The organism is Candidatus Kuenenia stuttgartiensis, from assembly GCF_900232105.1.
Classification (GTDB): Bacteria; Planctomycetota; Brocadiia; order Brocadiales; family Brocadiaceae; genus Kuenenia; species Kuenenia stuttgartiensis_A.
Genome location: NZ_LT934425.1, coordinates 3,040,801 through 3,056,780, shown reverse-complemented (window position 1 = coordinate 3,056,780; position 15,980 = coordinate 3,040,801). Strand labels below are relative to the sequence as shown.

Below are 15,980 nucleotides of genomic sequence, written 5' to 3'. Positions count from 1 at the left end.
TCTGTCGACTAAATACATCGGGTAGCCGCCTATTAATACTGTAACTATTTCACGAGGGTGGGAATTGGAGTGTTTGCAGATGCGCTATCTTCCTTTGGGGCAGGCGTAATGGTTTGATCCAATTTGATCTGTGAGAGAATGGGAAGTTTTTTGTAATTGAGCGTACCATCTCCCAATTGGCCATATTCGTTATTTCCCCATGCCCAAATCGTTCCGTCTTTCTTTAAAGCGAGACTGTGATAATATCCTGCCGCTATTGAAACAACATCGCTGAGTCCATGCACCTTTAATGTAGTATATTGATAATTGGAAGTAGCGCCTGTCCCAAGCTGCCCTGTCCTGTTGTATCCCATTGACAGCACAGTGCCATCCTGTTGCAAAATGAGAGCATGATAGCCACCGGTTGCAATTGAAACACTATTATTAAGCCCATTAATACGAATTGGAATCTTGCTATTTGTTTGTGTTCCGTTTCCCAGTTGACCATAGGTATTCATGCCCCATCCCCAAATACTGCCATCAGCTTTCACGGCTACATTGTAATTGTTCCCGCTTGCAATAAAAACTGCCCCATTGAAATCATAAACCGGAGTAGGGATAGAACTTTCCGTCATAGTACCATCCCCCAACTGTCCATATCCATTGGCGCCCCAACCCCATATTGTTCCATCCGCCTTTAGCACAAGATTGTGATGATTGCCGCCAGAAACAGCAACAACATTGTTAAGTCCCTGTACTTGCATGGGCTTATATGCATCCGATTTTGTTCCATCGCCTAGCTGGTCTAACTCGTTATTGCCCCATACCCAAACTGTTCCGTCTGATTGCAAAGCAATACTATGGTAGAATCCGGCATCAATCTCAGTAACATCTTTTATGGTTTTCACTTTTACCGGCGTGTTGCGGTTTTCGTTCGTGCCGTCGCCTAATTGTCCAAATCGGTTATTTCCCCATGCCCAGACTGTTCCATCTGATTTAACGGCAAGATTATGCTCCCATCCGGCAGCAATAGAAACTACATCCTCCAGTCCTTTCACCTGTATGGCAAATTTCCGGGGATTGGTAGTACCATCGCCTAATTGTCCGGCATGGTTCCCCCCCCACGCCCAAACGGTACCATCTGGTTTCAAAACAAGGCTGCGAGAACCTCCGCCTGATATTTGAGGAACGGCAGCAAATAATGAACAACAGAAAGTTAACATTGCCGCTACTATTAAAATACAATAAGAAATGTTAATCACCATGTTTTCTGAAAACCCCTTCTGTAACTTTATTATCATCGTATCTATTTGCCTGTACTTGTTTTAGTATTAATCGTAATAAAAACACATCAAATTTAATATGTGTATAGTTTATAACAATAATACGTTTGAAATTGCAAAAAAAAAATATATTATTCGGTTTCCCTTACTTAAACAATTCCTTTATCCCAAAAACAACTATGGCGGAGAGTGCGCGAAAAATATCAATGTAAATCTTGGTAGCACTTTAGTTTTTTGAAAAATTCCAATAATCGTAAAGTAGGGACTAAGCATTTGCCCGTTTGGGTATGAACACATTTTATGACAATTTACATCAAATGCTTCGCCCCCTACTTTTTCAAAAAACTAAAGTGTTACAAATTTTGTATTGCCATTATTCCGTACCCTATGCTAGATTACGCCTGCATATTAGTGAAGATTCGTTAAACCTCAGTATTAGAGGAGAAAAAAAGACATACTATGGAAACAAATGGGAATCGTCTTGTTGAAATATCTGCATTGGGGGAAGTCTCCAGTCCATCAGGAGGCGCAAAGGCATACAGCATATCTCCCGAAGGGATACCTGCCATATTGCCAGGTATAGGCGGAATTACTTATAATGTAAAAATAGGGGATAGTGCGATACAATGGGAAGCTGACCATGTTGAGCCCTGTGTATCCATCAGGAATAAAGACAAGGAAGAAAATGGTGCACTCAATTTATTGGCTTGCATCGGAAATAGCGCAAAAGTTGTGTCCGGAGACGCAAAGGGAGATACAGGCATCGTTACGGGAAAACATGGCGGCATAGAAAACGTGCTGGTAGATTTTGATGATAAAACTATTGAAAAACTCGTAATAGGCGACAAAATACTTATTCGCTGTATCGGTTTGGGCTTTTCTTTTACAAATTGTCCGCAAATAAAAACCATCAATCTCTCCCCTCATCTTCTAGAAACATTGCCAATAAAATATGACAAGACAAAAGGGGTGATGCAAATTCCAGTAACACACACTATACCGGCAGCAATTATGGGATCAGGGCTTGGTTCACAACACTGTTATCGGGGAGATTATGATATACAATTGTTCGACAAACAAACAATAGAAAAACATAACCTGGATACCTTACGGTTGGGAGATATAGTTGCGATTATGGATGCAGACCATTCCTATGGAAGAATATATAAAACCGGGGCTATCACAGTAGGGGTTGTTGTTCACACAAATTGTATAACAGCAGGCCACGGACCTGGGGTTACCACATTGTTTACTTCCGCTGAAGGCAAAATCTCTCCCTATAAAGACAAGAATGCCAATATAGGCGTTTATTTGAATATTGGAAGATTTAGAAAATCCAAAAAAAGGAAAACAAATTAACATCTTACTTAAATTATCATTAGTACATTAGCACTTATTTCCATGCGTACCAGCGATTAGTTTGGAAACAAGCCGTTTCTGCGGCTGCAGTGTTATATCACTATGCTGTCAAAGTTTTTTTATAAGGTGGACTGGTTTGTCAAGACCATTTACTATTAATATTTAGATGCATTAATTCATCAATCTACAGTGTGCAGCAGGCTCCTTCCGTTACCCTTCTGCACACTCTGCAATTTTCCTTCGCCCCACCGCTCCTTTTCCTCATTTGCTCACTGAAGAAACTCCAAAATGAACTTCATACGGTATTTTATATTCCAGTGATTGGTAATACCTCCTAATATTATAAAATGTAAAATACTTCTCCAAACCCTCACGTGCTTCACTACAAGCCTGATATTCTTTGAGATAAACCTCTCCGTACTTCACACTCCTCCAAAGACGTTCCGTAAAAATGTTATCAAATGCCCGCCCTCTACCATACATACTGATTGCGATCTCTTTGCTTAAACACCTATTTTTACACACATAAACCATCATAATACACCCCTTAAAGTCTTTTGTGTTTGAAGGCCGCAGAGCGACGAATTTATCTAGCCCTTACCTTGTAAACCTATATTACAAAATAGTCTACTTGCTTGCCTGTTAGTAGCAACAAAATACATTTTAAGATCAGGACATTTTTGCACTATTCGGGAACTTTAACAAATTTTGGGATTTTAGGGTGATAATATGATGGACAAAATGCTTGAATGGTGATTATAAGTGCGCTATAATTCAAAATATCCACCAATTCATAAGCGCCAATACCTTTCAAATAGAAGGTATCTGGCAGGATTATCAATATTCAGAAAGAATATCACAAATGCATAATCATCACAATAACACACTAATACATGACAAACTTAATCTCGTTTCCTATTTCAATAATCCTGTTTCACAAAGACAAAAACAATATGAAGCAGTTCAGTATACTACGAGATATTTCATGACGTAAGAAACGCCATATCGCGGGAGAAGCGAATTAAGGGTGGCTCAAGGGCTAAAAAAAATAGAATTAATTAATGGAATGAATGAATGCAGGATGGAAGGACCTCTATGACGGTTTATGAGATTGCTTCGGAAAAGACCCTCGCAATGACAAGCTGATACCCTTGTAATGACAAAATAAGTCACTAGTCATCATGTTTCATTTGCAACACCCTGAAACGATGAAAATGGGCTTATAACCATATCGTGTTGTAGTATCTGTACTTAAAATATTTTTTGTAGTCTTATTTTCGCGCCAGGTATTTTGCATTCATGGAATATTTACAGAAGTCAAGACCGACAAAAAAACCGAGGAAATTGTTTACGGTATTACCAGCCTGACACAACAAAAAGCAAGTCCCAAAACCATTCTTAAGTCTTCTCGCGGACACTGGTCAATAGAAAATGGACTTCATTATGTGCGTGATACCGCTTCCCGTGAAGATAATTCTCAAACACGCACAAAAAATGCCCCAAAGGGCAATGGCTTCTTTGGGGAATCTAGTATAACGTTTCATTAAAATATACACATAAAATAGCATCATTACTATGAGGGCATTGAAAATCCAATCCTTTGTAAATACAAGATTTAAGACTGTTCAGTCGTAGTTCATAATGGAAAACAATATGTCGATGTTTTGCCGAAACGCTATACTAGTGGTTGGTTTTTTTCATTTTCCACAGGTAACAAATATTACCGAGTAGAAAACAGGCGCATTGCTAAACGTTTGAAACCTCTTTCATACTGAAGCGGAGGTATTTACTCAATCTCTTTTTAGTATGTTTCCTGTTCCCTCTCTAAAATTCCGTACGGTGGGTTTTCCCCCATAAGCGCTAACTTGTTTTAGGTATGCTCGAAGTATTTTGATATCTGTGTTTTTCGGATTCTTGTATTTTCTGCTAAAGAACAAGCAATGTCATTCCAGCACTTAAGAACTTCCTGTAATGATAACGCTGGTTCTATAGCCCGTTTTACTTGATTAAGCATAAAAGCAAATTCACGCCATTTGCTTTTAGTCTTCTTGCTTGACAATGAAGTATCCCCAGGGGGAAAAAGACGTAGCAAAATCTATTAGTTTTTCTGTCAAAAGAGCAACGAATAGTTTGCCATAAAGCCAAGCTTTTGAGCTATCATCATCGTATTTAGGTAAGTGTCCAAATTGTGCTATTTGTTTAAATCTTTTAAAGACCAGTTCAATTTGCCATCGAACTCGATACCATTCTAAGATATCAAAAGCGGTAAATTGATTTTCAGGAAACGTTGTGAATACTATTACGTACTTGGCATAAATAAGGGTCTCCGGTTTTAGTTCAATGCCCTTTTTGCTTGCATGTCTTTTAAGTTTTTTATGAGCTATTTTAATGGCTTCTTCTGTTTTGCGTATTATACAAAGACGACCTTTGACATATTCAGTATTATCAACGTTTGGAATAAAAACGTTCCATGATTTTATAGCAAGGGGTCTTTTTAAATATTGGATTTCTTTCAATAAAGGAAAGGGTTTCTTTTCTTCGCCGAATATCCGTAGAGATTGCGAATTAACTCTAACGCTAAGATAAGCGCCTTTCCTTGTTGCATGATGAATTCCTTGGCCAGTACAGTAACCTCTGTCAGCTATAATATAATCATCTTTTTTCATCGGAAACTGCCGAAAAGATTCTCCTGTGCCTTCTCCTTCAGTTCCCGTAAGTTTAAAGAAATCGCAAGATAATGAAGGAACCTCAATACTATAATGAATGCGCCAAAGACTTCCTGTTTTCCCAGGTTCCTTTACTGTTGTTGCATCAAATAAGCGAAGATGAAAATTATTCCGTTTATTAATTTGGAGGCCACGCTCACGGAATAAAGATAAACATAATTTATATAGCCATTCTTTGCTCTTTTTTAATCGCTTTAATAAGGCAACATCGGATAAATCTGCTAAGTTAGCACGCTTGGCTCGAACTACTGTTTCACGCAATGAATAGCCACATCCTAAATGAATTAATAATGTTCGAAGAAGCTTTTCTTCAGATTTATCCTTGCGCAAGCCTTTTAAAGCATTTGTATCAACGGCTAAACTTTTCCAATCGTTTGGGAAGAAAGTTCTTAGAAGATCCCAATCTTCTCTCATCATGGCTTTATCCTCCTATAGAGTGATTAGCGGGATAATTAATATAAAAATACCATGATGAATAAAATTTGTCAATAAAACAAGTTAGCGCTTATGGGGTTTTCCCCAGTACGGCTTCAAACAGAATATCCGCTCTCAACCTTCGATAAAGATATTTAGGATTAAGTGCAAGTCCCACATTCACCTGCATTTCTCCATCTTATAGGAGAGTATAGCTACCGCCTTTTAGTTACTGTAGCCTACTAATTTCGGCATTTGATTTCACTATTATTTGGTAGCAAATCCTGTCCAGAGACCCTTTGCTCTTTTGTGGGTTATGTTGTCCCTCAAAGTCAAACGCTACTACGGTCTCATCTGAGCTTCTGAGTGCCTTGAAGTATGGAATACCTGAGTGGTTGAAAATACCACCTCTGCGAGCCTAATCCTCGTAGAGAAGTTTGTGCCTATGCGCACACAATGGAGCAATCCGTATGCGTAGAAAGATAGCATATACCCGTGAGGGGTATGACGGAGTTACGAGGTACAGACGACCTTTTGGGGTGTATGAGTGTGGCGTGTTATTCCGTGCCAACTGCCATTTCTCAGCGAAGCACTGACAATGTCCTTTGTTGGAGATGGATAAACAGATTAAGTAAAACCATCTCTGGTTAATGCGTTTGAACATACATCACGAAGGGAAAAGGGGTAATCCATATGACCGGGGGAGGACTTACGCCTTGGGCAAAATTCCCTAACAGCAAGGTATAAGGAAATTCCGAAGTCCGAGCTGTATGAGATGGTGATAGACAAGCTTCTCTCACAAGTCTATCTTTGAAGTCGTCAGCATTGCTCATAATAGTTTCCGGTGTGAATCGGAAATGAAAGGGGCATAACCGTAGTGGAATTGATGAAAGTGGCAGATTGAATACGTTCAATGAGAAAAGAAACTCTTTTGCGTAGGTAAACAGTAACAAGAGCCTCTCTTGTTTTGCCTATGTTTGGGAGAATCCGTACCCAGGAAACACGATTGACAAATCTATTATCCGTAATCAATCGAAAGGAATATATCGAGAGATGCTTAAGTATCATTCATTAAGAGACAAGGTGTTTAGTCTGAAAAACCTTTATGCTGCTTTCAAACACGTAAAGAAGAATAAAGGCAAAGCTGGTCTTGACAGGGTAAGTATTAAGCAATTTGAGTCCAATCTTGATGTGAATATCATGAGTATCCATCAGGAACTCAAGACTGCCATATACAACCCTGCGCCTGTCCTGCGGGTATACATCCCCAAAGGCAGGCATGACAAGAGACCTCTTGGCATTCCCATTGTTAAGGACAGGATTGTACAGCAGGCGTTCAGGCAAATCATAGAGCCAATATTTGAGAAAGGATTCTCAGATAACAGCTTTGGATTTCGCCCTGACAGATGCTGTCACGATGCTGTCACGATGCTATCAAACGGCTTGAACAGTATAAGCAGGAAGGGTATACCAGCGTCCTTGATGCCGATATAATGGCATTCTATGACACCATACCCCATAAGCTTATTATGGACTCCTTACGTGAGAAAATTGCTGATGGATGGGTTTTGAACAGTATTGAGAACATGCTCAAGGCAGGGGTCATGGAGGACGGCATCGTGCATGAGACAAACAAAGGCACTCCGCAAGGAGGTGTAATTTCCCCTTTGCTTGCAAACCTTATCGGTAACATCATCGACAAGGAACTTGAAAAGGCTGGATATAAGTTTGTCCGATACGCCGATGATTTCGTTGTCATGACTAAAACAAAAGATGAACTCCCAGCCGCCCTCAGCTATGTCAAAGAAATCATTGCAGGGAAACTTGGAATGAAGCTGAGCGAGGATAAAACCAAGCTCACCAACTTCAAAAGAGGTTTCAGGTTTCTCGGATACGATTTCAAGGGCAAGTATAAGGGTATAAGCACGAAATCACTGAACAAACTCAAGAGCCTGTCCTGAGCCTGCCGAAGGAACAACATCAGAGACATCACCAGACGTACACAGGGCGTCAATCTGCAAGCCATCGTTGATACATTAAACCCCGTAATTCGTGGGCATGTCAACTATTTTCGGCTGGGCAATGTACAAAAGGTATATCGCTCATTAGACTGTTGGGTACGCATGAGACTGAGATGTTTCAAGTTCTCAAGAAAATGGAGAACAGACAACAAGCGTTTCCCTGTTCACCGATTCTTTAAAATGGGGTTACTCTCATTCGAAAGAGAATTTCTTAAGGCGTGTGCTAAAGCATGATGTTTGACTTTTCTCTGTTATAGAGCAACACGTCGGGGTCGCTAACTACGAGAAAGACGTATGGTTTAAAAAGGATGCTTTGTCACGTTGTCCAAAGTATCTGGCGACGAGTGGGGGTTGGAGGCTAATGGCCTCCAACCTACCAGCTCGCTATCTCCCATTACCTTATTATACTTCGTCTAACAGGTCTTTGCCGTACGGACTTGTATTGGCTGATAGCAAGATTTTCCCTAATTTACTCTGCACTACTTTGTTTACGTGTCGCCATCCATACCCCGACAGATTTACCGATTGCTTTTGGTTGTTGCTTCATCAGTAATACTAACTTTCACCATCTTTGCAGTGGTTTAGTATCTGTTTCGCCGCCACTTCGCAAGTTCTATGGTGGTCTGCGTAACGAGGTTGCAATATTCCCTTTATGGTACGACCCGTAAACTTGTTTGCCCTTCGCTTGCAAGGACTTTTACTTCTGAGCTTTCATATTGCAAGTTACCTTTACAATATGTCAGATATAGCTAATCGGTCAAACAACCAATTTCCGATATGGGACTTTCACCCATTTAGTAATGCAGCATTATAGGCTGCGAACAAAGACGCTCAGAAATTTTGCGGCAAGACCTTTTCTTTCACTTCAAATGCTTCGCATGTAACATGTAGAGAACAAAAAAAACACTTTATTTTTTTTCTCTCTCTCTTTCATTACTACAGGGATACTCCCGCTCTATTTTGCTTGTTTTACTCATTTTTGCCCATTTATATGAAAATTCTATTGTTTTTTATCTTCTTCTCCACTTATTGACGGGAGCTTTTGGCACAAATCCTTGATCCGCGTCTTTCGTAGGGTGACTTTGACGTTGCCGTGGGTAAAGAATGCTTGATTTGCATTTTCAGATTATATGTGGTAGTGCAACCTGTGGCTAAATTTTATGTTTTAGTCATTTTATGCACACCTTTCACCAAGTCATAAAATAAAAGCTGTTGATATACTTGATAAAGTACTGAATAAAAAATGAAGTATACAAAAAGTATACAATTTTCAGTATTCAGGAAGTATATGGTAGTCGTAAGTAGTTGTCATTATTGGTCGGGGTGGCGGGATTTGAACCCACGACCTCTTGAACCCCATTCAAGCGCGCTACCAAGCTGCGCTACACCCCGACTTTGGGAATACTATCTTATTTTTCATCTATTATCAACTTTAAATCTCTTCATTAATAGATGTGTTATTTTTCTGAACATGAGATGAAGGGAAATTGTTCGGTGCTGCAGTGCGGTGCATTGCATTGCCTCTATTTTACAGAGGGACACTGCTTGATTTGTTTTTTATAAGGCAAAAAAAAATTAAGGCGGAGGTCGTGTAGACGGCAGGATTACTCCCGCCGCCTCACATAGAACCGTGCATGCAGTATTCCTGCACACGGCTCTTCAAACAGATTCACTAAGGCGCGACCAAAAATAACATTCATGTTGGCTTTTCAACCAACTGGCTTTTACAAGCTTCGCCTGGCGCACTAACACTTTAGTTTTTTGAAAAACTCCAATAATATCGGTGTTTTGCCGCATAGTGTCGAGGCGAAGCATTTGCCTGTTTGAGTATGCGCACATTTATGGCAATTTATAGAAAATGCTTTGCCCCGACTTTTAAAAAAAACGAACCTGTTACAAGAGGGTATTTTACCTTTTTCTTCTTGTAGGGAAAAAAGTTGTCTTGTTAGTGAACAAAAATTTCCACAAATCTTTCAACGAGATACGCCAGATATTCTATATCGATATAATCTTCTGCACTACTATCAAGAAACAATTTACAACTAGCCGAAAATTCATCGTCTGCTTCCCAAAAACACATATACAAGGGTATCCTTGGCAACAAACCAAATTGATAAATATAATCGGCCCTCATTTGCCCTTGTGCAGCAACTCCACCCAATTCTTTACATCGAATTATCAATCCTTGTTTATTATCATTGAATTTTGTGGCAATCTTCTCTTCGGCGTTCCGCTGAAAGGCTTTAACGTGTGAAGCGGTATTTGTAAAATATCCCAATGTGACCCATTCAGCGGTTAAAGATCTGCGGCCCTGCCTGCGCACATAATCGTAAATGATAATTTTGGACCACGAATCAATACAATATGTATCATTTTCATATAAACCTTTTCTGCGAATCTCATATGGCTTATTTATCATTTTAAGCGTTATTCTCTCTTCGCCATCCTTAATCTCATACCCGCCGCCAATTGCAGCGCTTGCATCCTTAAAATTCACACATTTCGCCACAGCTTCTAATTCATAACTTACACGACTGTAATTATCGTCCATGGTAGCTACGGGTTTATTTAATGCCAGTTTGCTGTCTTTGTTTGCAACATATGGACAATCTTGTATTCTACGTTGAGAGTTTATTACTTTAAGTGCAAACGCGGTACAAGTTGCATCTCCACATTCACCACAATTTGTCTTTGGCAATTTTTTATATATTTCAATCATACTGTTATATTCAATATATACATAAAGAACCGGATTTCATGCATTAACAGGTATTTTTTCCATCATAACACAAAAGGCATCCTTCTAAAATGAGGATGCCTTCTGTGTCACGATTATTCTAAAAATGCTTATGCATTTGACTCCTAATAGTGCCCTTAAGAAGGGTATTTTTGTATTCTCTGACTCGTTTAGTTAGGAGTTAAATGCATAAGCATATTCCAAATTAATCTTTCTGATTAAATTGTCGCACGCGATACAGGTTGCTCAAGTGCTGCATGTGCAGCGGCAAGACGGGCTATTGGCACCCTGAAAGGAGAGCAACTTACGTAATCCATACCTATCCCATGGCAAAAGGAAACTGTTTGAGGATTTCCCCCGTGTTCACCGCAAATTCCAATTTTTAATTCTTTTCTCGTGCTTCTCCCTCCATTAATACCTATTTGAATCAACTTCCCAACGCCCTCCTGATCCAAAACCTGAAAAGGGTCCTTCTCTAATATTTCATTATCAATATACTCCGGAACGAAAGATCCAACATCATCACGGCTAAAACCAAATGTCATCTGCGTTAAGTCATTCGTCCCAAAGGAAAAGAACTCAGCATGTCTGGCAATATTATCTGCTATTAAAGCTGCCCGTGGTAATTCGATCATTGTTCCTATAAGGTAATTTACCTTTACGCCTTTTTTCTCCATTATTTCTTTTGCATTTTTTTGAATCAACTCTTTTAAGATAATTAATTCTTTTTCAGTACTAATAAGGGGCAACATTATTTCCGGATAAATGATGATACCCTTTTTTTTCATGTTACATGCAGCCTCGATAATTGCCTGTACCTGCATCTCATATATTTCGGGATAGGTAATACCAAGCCTGCATCCTCTATGGCCAAGCATAGGATTTAGTTCGTGAAGCGCCGAAACTTTTTCCTGTATTTCCTGAAAACTAATTTTCATCCGCTTTGCTATTTCTCTTTGATTATTTTCCTCTTGAGGCAAAAATTCATGAAGGGGAGGGTCCAGAAGACGGATAGTCACAGGAAGCCCATCCATCTCTTTAAAAATCTGTTCAAAGTCTCTGCGTTGCATAGGAAGCAATTTCTTCAATGCAGACATATATGCCGTCATGGGATATTTAATTTCATTCTGCGCCCTTGCTAAATCTTTTTTGAGAACATTTATCTTGTTGTTTTGTGCATTACTTATTTCTTTTTGTATATAAGCAATTTTGGTTTTCAAATTTTTCACATCCGGGGCGGAAAGAATCATTTGCCGAACGAAATCGATTCTATTCTCGCCAAAAAACATGTGTTCTGTTCTGCAGAGTCCGATGCCTTCAGCGCCAAACTCGCGAGCTTTCCGTGCATCTATCTTAGTGTCTGCGTTAGTTCTCACTTTCAACTTTCTTATCTCATCCGCCCAAGTCATGAGTGTGGCAAAATCATCGCTAAGTTTGGGTACAAGAGTTGCCACATTCCCCATCATTACCTCACCGCTACTGCCATCTAATGAAATGAACGTTCCCTCCCTTATCACCTTGCCATCTACCTTAAAAAGCTGCTTTTTATAATCCACATGTATAGCACTACAACCAGCGATACAACATTTACCCATTCCTCGCGCAACCACAGCAGCGTGGGAAGTCATACCGCCGCTGGTAGTAAGGATTCCTTGAGAAACATGCATTCCGCCAATATCTTCCGGAGAAGTTTCTTTCCTGACTAAAATTACCTGTTCGTTTTTCTCGGCTAATCTTTCTGCTTGTTCAGCGCTAAAAACGACCCTGCCGGTAGCCGCTCCGGGAGAAGCTGGCAGACCTTCTGCTATTACTTCTCTTTTTGCCTTAGGATCAAAAGTCGGGTGCAATAACTGATCCAGTTGATTAGGGTCTATTCTGGAAATAGCCGTCTTCTTATCTATTAATTTTTCCTTTACCATATCAACTGCAATTTTTATTGCTGCCGGAGCAGTTCTTTTTCCATTTCTTGTTTGCAGCATGAACAAGCGATTCTCTTGAATAGTAAATTCGATATCTTGAACATCTTTAAAATGCTTCTCTAATATGTTCTTATATTTAAAAAGCTGTTTATAGACCGCTGGCATTTCTTTTTCAAGATTTGCAATCGGCTCTGGCGTACGAATACCCGCAACAACATCTTCTCCCTGTGCATTAATAAGAAATTCCCCGTAAAATTTGTTTTCTCCTGTTGAGGGATTTCTGGTAAAACAGACCCCCGTGGCAGAATGATCTCCCATATTTCCAAATACCATCGCCTGAACATTTACTGCCGTACCAATAAGCCCCTTAATTTCGTAAAGCTGTCTGTATTTTATTGCGCGAGGATTGTTCCATGATGCAAAAACGGCTTGAATCGCTCTATGAAGTTGTTCTGCAGGATTATTCGGAAATGGTTCACGCGCATTTTTTTTATAAATTTCCTTATACTCTTCTACAATATTTTTCAATTGTTCTGTTGTCAAATCTGTATCATTTTTGACCCGTGATTTTTTCTTATATTTGTCCAGGATTTCTTCGAAATAATGTCGTTCAATCCCCATAACTACATCACCAAACATTGAAATAAACCTGCGGTATGCGTCCCACGTAAAACGCTCATTTCCCGTTTTTTTTATCAACCCCATTACCGTTTCTGGATTTAAACCAAGATTCAATACCGTATCCATCATTCCCGGCATAGATGCCGCAGCGCCACTTCGAACGGAAACCAACAGAGGATTATTTGAATCGCCTAACTTTGCTCCCATCAATTTTTCCAGCATGGAAAGATTTTGCGCTATCTCTTTGTCAAGTCCCTTGGGATACTGTTGCTTATTCTTATAATATGCATCACAAACCTCCGTTGTGATAGTAAAACCAGGGGGAACAGGGATGCCAATATTAGTCATTTCCGCTAAATTTGCCCCTTTACCACCAAGCAGATGCTTCATATCCGCTTTCCCATCAGCCTTACCCTCTCCAAAGAAATAGACATACTTGGGCGCCATTCAGAATGCTCCTTTCAACGAATATATTCTTAACACAAAAAGAAATTCAACTTTTTTAACAAATTATACCACCAAAAATCAGACAAAATATACAACCTAAATCCTGCAAACGATTTTCGCAATGCGAAAATCAGTATTTTCCACTACCAAGATTGGCAAAAAGCGATAACAGATATCCGTTTTTTAGCAATTGTGGTAGCGCTATTGTACTACTTTAAACAAAAAGACATGGGAAATTGTCGGAAACGTGCTCTCTGATGCAATGAAAATCAAGATAGGGATGTACTGTCTCCATCTGCGGTATACTTACCACTCTCAAAAGACTAAAAAAACGAAATACAACGTCGGTTTTCTACTGAAAAACTACATCCAGTGACATGCGTTCCCACTTTTCCCATTCCTCCTGATGGAGAAATTTCTCCGGCAATTTTAATGTCATCTGCCGGCTTCTCTCCACCAGTTTCCCTGCCACACGGATTAACCACAGTCTCATCGTCTTTACTTCCCACTGTTGTATCACTCCACCACTGAGCAATCCCATCCACTTCAAAAGATTATACGCTAACACCGCACACTGAAATAGCGCAGCATTGGCCAAAAATTCACCCGTACGTATGTGCCCCGCATTCATCTGTCCTTTACTCTCTTCTATCAAAGTCTCGCAGGTAGCCCTCTTTCCATAACAACGATGCGCTTCCATCGGACTTAACCGCTCCGTTGTAACGTAACAAAAATACTCATACACGGACACTTCTACTAATTTCTTTTCTCTTTTGACCAATTGCCGCACTGCCACAAAACGTCTCGCACGATCCCACCCTGCACATCGATACCAAAATTCAGCCTGTTCCCATCCTGGCTCCCCTTTCACCTCATTCCATTTCTGCCCTTCAAGCAATCCTTCCAGATTCTTCAGCTTTACCTTAATCAGATATCCCGCCAATATTGACTCAAGGTATTCAAGTAATTCTCCGGTAAAAAAACCGCTGTCTCCCCGAAATACCACCCTTACCCCCTTATTCATGTACGCCATACATTCCTTCATGAACTCTACTACTCCGTTACTCGTGTAGGCGCTTCCACAGCGGAACCAACTATGTAATACCTCCTTTGTTTCTGCAATAAATGCCATTAAGGGATGATACGCCTTCTGCCCCTTCTTGTGCGGATTATATCCTACCTCTGCACCCTCCTGTTTCCCATATACACCATCTACGGTAGAATCAACATCTATCCATACTTCGCAAAGAGCACTCCTGAGTTTATGGCCTGATCTCACCGCACGCTTCCATATCTTTCCCCTAAACCGGTGGATCACCCCCGTCAGTTCCACTATATCTCCCTGACTCGCCAGCTTCATAATACGTCCTATCGTAGTATCTACAGGTACCTCTTTCCAACCGGACATCTTCTTCAATACCTCATCTGTACACACCTTCATCACCTCTACCATCGATGTCGCCCCTGCTATCAACCCTATCACTACCATTTGTACCGCATCGACAAACTGATACCGGGCATTTGCTCCACGATCCTTATGGACCGCTTCATGGACTCTCTCCCGGAACATCAGCTTACCCATAAATTCAATACCGGTAAAAGCCCTGCATGTACCGTTAAGCCTTTCCCGCTCATCTCTGCCTTGATTTTCGGTTGTCTTTTGCTGTATTTTTTTGCTATATTCTTCATCGAAATGGTGAATCTCCTTTCAGGTGTTTTTTGTTATCAATATACCGCCGAATACCTTGGAAATCCTACCATTTCAATCCTATTCCTGCAACAAGGCTTTGCCTTGTTTGCAGGATTTAGGTACAATCTTATTCTTATTTTGATAACAAACTATCAACCTTTTTTGCAAATTTTCTTTAATAGCATAATCACAAGAGCATCATCTTTGTGAAAAAAATTATACCAATAAATCTAACTAACTAAAGCAATAATATTATTTTCTAAGAAAAGAACCAAACGCTGGGATGACTTATTTTCAGCAACGAAATGTTGTTCTTAAGCGTTTTCCTTTAAACAATGAAAGTGCTTTTATAATCCCGAACGCTTAAAAATATTTTGGACGGTATAAACTTTAATCAAATTCTATCAAAATCAAGTAATTAATATAGCCAAACAAATATGATTTTAGAGATTTGGCGATAAAATGGCTTTCTAAAAAACAGATTTATTTGACTAGGCATATTATCAAACACACCCCTAAATCCCCTCTTGATAGAGGGGACTTCTTCTCTCCCCTCTAAAAAGAGGGGCCGGGGGTGTGTAAATTTTTCGAAAACCTTATTTGTTTGACTATATAAATATTTTGTAACTATTCAGCGTAATTTATTAAACTACCGGAGATCAAAACATAGGGATATATTTCATTTAAAAACAACCGCATAAAACAAATATAAACTACATAAATCATAAAACTATTTCTTCTATAAAAAGTGTAGCCATTATATTTTAGTATTTAAAAGACACAA

General features: G+C 39.7%; 8 protein-coding genes, 1 tRNA gene and 2 pseudogenes. 4 read left to right on the top strand and 7 right to left on the bottom strand.

What is annotated here, in order from left to right:
- Nucleotides 1-44: 44 nt before the first annotated feature.
- On the bottom strand, nucleotides 45-1,280 hold the full coding sequence (locus tag KSMBR1_RS14265) for an RCC1 domain-containing protein (protein WP_099325922.1): 1,236 nt from the start codon (nucleotides 1,278-1,280) through the stop codon (nucleotides 45-47).
- 441 nt (nucleotides 1,281-1,721) lie between these two features.
- On the opposite strand from KSMBR1_RS14265, the gene KSMBR1_RS14260 reads away from it, so the two are divergent.
- Nucleotides 1,722-2,621, top strand: coding sequence for a DUF4438 domain-containing protein (locus KSMBR1_RS14260; RefSeq protein WP_099325921.1), 900 nt, complete (start codon nucleotides 1,722-1,724; stop codon nucleotides 2,619-2,621).
- A 261-nt stretch (nucleotides 2,622-2,882) separates the two neighbouring features.
- Here KSMBR1_RS14260 and KSMBR1_RS14255 read toward each other — a convergent pair.
- Both KSMBR1_RS14255 and KSMBR1_RS14250 read right to left on the bottom strand, forming a co-directional pair.
- Nucleotides 2,883-3,116, bottom strand: a pseudogene (locus KSMBR1_RS14255) (integrase core domain-containing protein); the annotation flags it as partial.
- A 1,544-nt stretch (nucleotides 3,117-4,660) separates the two neighbouring features.
- The gene (locus KSMBR1_RS14250) at nucleotides 4,661-5,764 is read right to left on the bottom strand and encodes an IS4-like element ISCku3 family transposase (RefSeq protein ID WP_099323887.1); all 1,104 of its coding nucleotides are present in this window, start codon (nucleotides 5,762-5,764) and stop codon (nucleotides 4,661-4,663) included.
- A 1,050-nt stretch (nucleotides 5,765-6,814) separates the two neighbouring features.
- Here KSMBR1_RS14250 and KSMBR1_RS14245 point away from each other — a divergent pair.
- Genes KSMBR1_RS14245 through KSMBR1_RS23555 form a run of 3 tightly spaced genes read left to right on the top strand, consistent with a single transcriptional unit; the run spans nucleotide 6,815 to nucleotide 8,016 of the window.
- On the top strand, nucleotides 6,815-7,255 hold the full coding sequence (locus KSMBR1_RS14245; protein ID WP_099325545.1) for a reverse transcriptase family protein: 441 nt from the start codon (nucleotides 6,815-6,817) through the stop codon (nucleotides 7,253-7,255).
- Nucleotides 7,168-7,722 carry a reverse transcriptase domain-containing protein gene (locus KSMBR1_RS14240; protein WP_099325544.1) on the top strand — a complete coding sequence of 185 codons (555 nt, stop codon included), beginning with the start codon at nucleotides 7,168-7,170 and terminating at the stop codon, nucleotides 7,720-7,722. The genes KSMBR1_RS14245 and KSMBR1_RS14240 overlap by 88 nt, the downstream gene beginning before the upstream one ends.
- Before the next feature lie 18 nt (nucleotides 7,723-7,740).
- A complete protein-coding gene (locus tag KSMBR1_RS23555) occupies nucleotides 7,741-8,016 on the top strand; it encodes a group II intron maturase-specific domain-containing protein (protein WP_099323535.1) in 276 nt (91 codons plus the stop codon).
- Nucleotides 8,017-9,097: 1,081 nt separating this feature from the next.
- On the opposite strand, the gene KSMBR1_RS14230 is transcribed toward KSMBR1_RS23555, so the two are convergent.
- The 4 genes and pseudogenes from KSMBR1_RS14230 to KSMBR1_RS14215 all read right to left on the bottom strand — a co-directional run bounded on the left by KSMBR1_RS14230 (nucleotide 9,098) and on the right by KSMBR1_RS14215 (nucleotide 15,195).
- Nucleotides 9,098-9,174 (bottom strand) — tRNA-Pro (locus KSMBR1_RS14230).
- A 553-nt stretch (nucleotides 9,175-9,727) separates the two neighbouring features.
- Nucleotides 9,728-10,501 carry a DUF3786 domain-containing protein gene (locus KSMBR1_RS14225; RefSeq protein WP_099325919.1) on the bottom strand — a complete coding sequence of 258 codons (774 nt, stop codon included), beginning with the start codon at nucleotides 10,499-10,501 and terminating at the stop codon, nucleotides 9,728-9,730.
- Nucleotides 10,502-10,737: 236 nt separating this feature from the next.
- On the bottom strand, nucleotides 10,738-13,506 hold the full coding sequence (gene ppdK / locus KSMBR1_RS14220; protein ID WP_099325918.1) for a pyruvate, phosphate dikinase: 2,769 nt from the start codon (nucleotides 13,504-13,506) through the stop codon (nucleotides 10,738-10,740).
- A gap of 352 nt (nucleotides 13,507-13,858) precedes the next feature.
- Nucleotides 13,859-15,195: pseudogene (locus KSMBR1_RS14215) on the bottom strand (IS1380-like element ISCku8 family transposase).
- Nucleotides 15,196-15,980: the final 785 nt, after the last annotated feature.